The sequence below is a fragment of the Streptomyces sp. UNOC14_S4 genome, from assembly GCF_020740835.1.
Taxonomy (GTDB): Bacteria; Actinomycetota; Actinomycetes; order Streptomycetales; family Streptomycetaceae; genus Streptomyces.
In genome coordinates this window covers 1-2,638 of record NZ_JAINFC010000752.1, presented here as the reverse complement: position 1 = coordinate 2,638, position 2,638 = coordinate 1, and the positions used below count along the sequence as shown (strand labels likewise).

Sequence of the window (2,638 nt, the reverse complement as noted above, 5' to 3'; positions counted from 1 at the left end):
CACCCGCACGCACCGCGTTTCAGGTTCCCGCCCGAGGCCCCGCCCCCGGCCCACCAACCACCCAGGGGCGCGAGGAACGGCGCGGCGAGCCCCCACCGGCCCGCAGACGCGCACCAAGCGCAAGCCGCACCCCAGCAGGCGACCGACCCGCCAACCGCCGGAGGCTAAAGTGTCCGGGACAACTTCATCCGCCTCGGAACGGGGAAAGCCGGTGCAAATCCGGCGCTGACCCGCAACCGTGATCGCGGCCCCGCGCCCAGCGGACCCGCGTGAGCCGGACCACCCGGTCCCAGGCGACAGGCTCCCGGATCCGGTCGCGCCCCGACGGTGCCGCCCGGTCCGCCGGCACCGTCGAGGCATGCGGGGCCGAGCCCGGTGCCCCCGCGACGCGGTGTCGCGGAGGGGTCACCGTGCACGGCCGCGCCGCCCGTCGCGGGCCGCGACCCCCGGGTGGCACTCCCGCAGTGGCACCCACCGCCGTGACACCCACCGAGAGGCACCGACAACCCCATGGCCCCCTCCCTCGCCGTCCACGCGCGCCGCGGCGCCGCGGCCCTGGCCACCGCCGCCGTCCTGAGCGCGACGGGCGCGGCCATGGCGCCCGTCGCCTTCGCCGCCGACTCGCCGTCCTCCGCCGCCCCCGGCCTGTTCGGCTCGGCGGACCCCAAGTTCGACGGTGTCTTCCGGCAGTCGCTGGCCCTGCTGGCGCAGCACACGGCGGGCGTGACGCCCGTGAAGCCCGCGGTCGAGTGGCTCACCGCGCAGCAGTGCGCGGTGAGCGGCTTCACCGCGTACCGCGCGGACACGGGCAAGGCGTGCGACCCGAAGACCCCGCTGGACACCAACGCGACGTCCGCCGCCGTGCAGGCGCTGGCCGCGCTCGGCGGGCACGGCCCGGCCGTGACCAAGGCCGTCGGCTGGCTGAAGTCCGTCCAGAACGAGGACGGCGGCTGGAGCTACAACCCGGGCGGCCCGAGCGACGCCAACTCCACGTCGATCGTGATCGGCGCGCTGGCGGCCGCGGGCGAGGACGCCGCGAAGGTCACCTCCAAGAAGGGCCGGTCCGCGTACGACGGGCTGCTCTCCTTCCAGCTCGGCTGCGACGCCGCCGAGGCCGACCGCGGCGCGTCCGCCTTCCAGCCGGACAAGGGCAAGCTCACCGCGAACGCCGACGCCACGGCCGCGCTCGCCCTGGCCGGGCTGGGCAAGGGCTACGCGGTGGCTGCCGCGGGGAAGGACAACACCGACCCGAAGCCGCTGTCCTGCAACGGCGACGAGGCCGGGACCTCCGACCCGAAGGCCGCCGCGGGCGCGGCGTCCGCGTACCTCGCGCAGACCATGGGCAAGGAGCAGGACGGCCCGCACCTGACCGCCCTGGCGCCGGGCGCCGACAAGCCCGCGCCCGACTACGGCAACACCGCCGAGACCGTGATCGCCCTCGCCGCGGGCGGGCACCGCGACGCCGCCGAGAAGCCGCTGAAGTGGCTGGAGCAGAACTCCGCCGCGTGGGCGAAGCAGGCGGGCCCGGCGGCGTACGCCCAGCTCGTGCTGGCCGCGCACGCCGCGGGCGCGAACCCGCGCGACTTCGGCGGCGCGGACCTCGTCGGCCAGCTGGCCGCGACGGGCCCGAAGGCGGACGCGGGTTCCCCCTCGGCCTCCGAGGAGCCGAAGAAGGAAGAAAAGAAGGAGAAGAAGGACAGCGGCAGCGGCTCCGGCACCTGGTGGGTCGTAGGTGCCTTCTTCGTCGCGAGCATGGGCGTCGGCTTCCTGCTGAGCGGCCGCAAGAAGAAGAACCAGCCGTGAGCCGTCCGCTGCGCGGGCCGGTTGCCCTGCTGCTCGCCGGTTTCCTCTCCGCACTCGCCGTCGCCCCCGCGCACGCGGCCGGTTACCGCTACTGGTCGTTCTGGGAGGCCAAGGGCGGCTCCTGGGCCTACGCCACCCAGGGCCCGGCCACGGCCCGCCCCGGCGACGGCGAGACCGTCGGCTTCCGGTTCGCCGTCAGCGAGGACTCCGGCAACGCGTCGAAGCCCGGCGCCGCCCCCGGCTTCGACGCGGTCTGCGCCCGCACCCCGGCCGAGGACGGCCGCAAGCGCGTCGCCGTCGTCGTCGACTTCGGGTCGGCCGCGGACGCGCCGTCCGGCGAGCAGCCGCCCGCGGCACGTACGGCGTGCGCGCAGGTCGACAAGGACGCGAGCGCGGGTGAGGCCCTGGCGGCCGTCGCCAAGCCGCTGCGCTACAACTCCTCCGCCCTGCTGTGCGCGATCGCGGGCTACCCGAAGACGGGCTGCGGCGAGCAGGTGGCGGACGGCGCGAAGAAGAGCGCCGCACCGACGGCATCCGACTCCGGATCCGACGATGAGGACAGCGGCCCCTCGGCGGGCCTGATCGGCGGCATCGCCGCGATCGTCGTCCTCGGCGCGGCGGCCGTCTGGCAGACCCGCCGCCGCAAGCGCGGATGAACACGGAGACGGTGTACCGGGGGCGGGGCGGCCGACTGCCACGCCCCGTCAGGGGCGCGGGGAACTGCGCGACCAGCCACGACGAACCCGCAGCCGCCGACCGACCCCACGCACCGAGCTCTCGGGCGCCCCGCGCAGCGGCACTGCACGCAGGAGCCTGGTGGCTCTGGGCCCTCGGC

2 protein-coding genes and 1 riboswitch are annotated in these 2,638 nt (G+C 76.0%); both genes read left to right on the top strand.

The genetic code is table 11. The annotated features are described in order from the left end of the window. Positions 1 to 157 precede the first annotated feature (157 nt). A riboswitch (cobalamin riboswitch) is annotated at positions 158 to 303 on the top strand. Between the two features lie 207 nt (positions 304 to 510). Continuing rightward, positions 511 to 1,803, top strand: coding sequence for a prenyltransferase/squalene oxidase repeat-containing protein (locus K6I34_RS35310; protein WP_229332116.1), 1,293 nt, complete (start codon positions 511 to 513; stop codon positions 1,801 to 1,803). Next, positions 1,800 to 2,459 (top strand): SCO2322 family protein, encoded by a 660-nt coding sequence (locus K6I34_RS35305; protein WP_308294100.1) that lies wholly within the window; start codon positions 1,800 to 1,802, stop codon positions 2,457 to 2,459. Before K6I34_RS35310 ends, K6I34_RS35305 begins: the two co-directional genes overlap by 4 nt. The last annotated feature ends 179 nt before the right edge of the window (positions 2,460 to 2,638 follow it).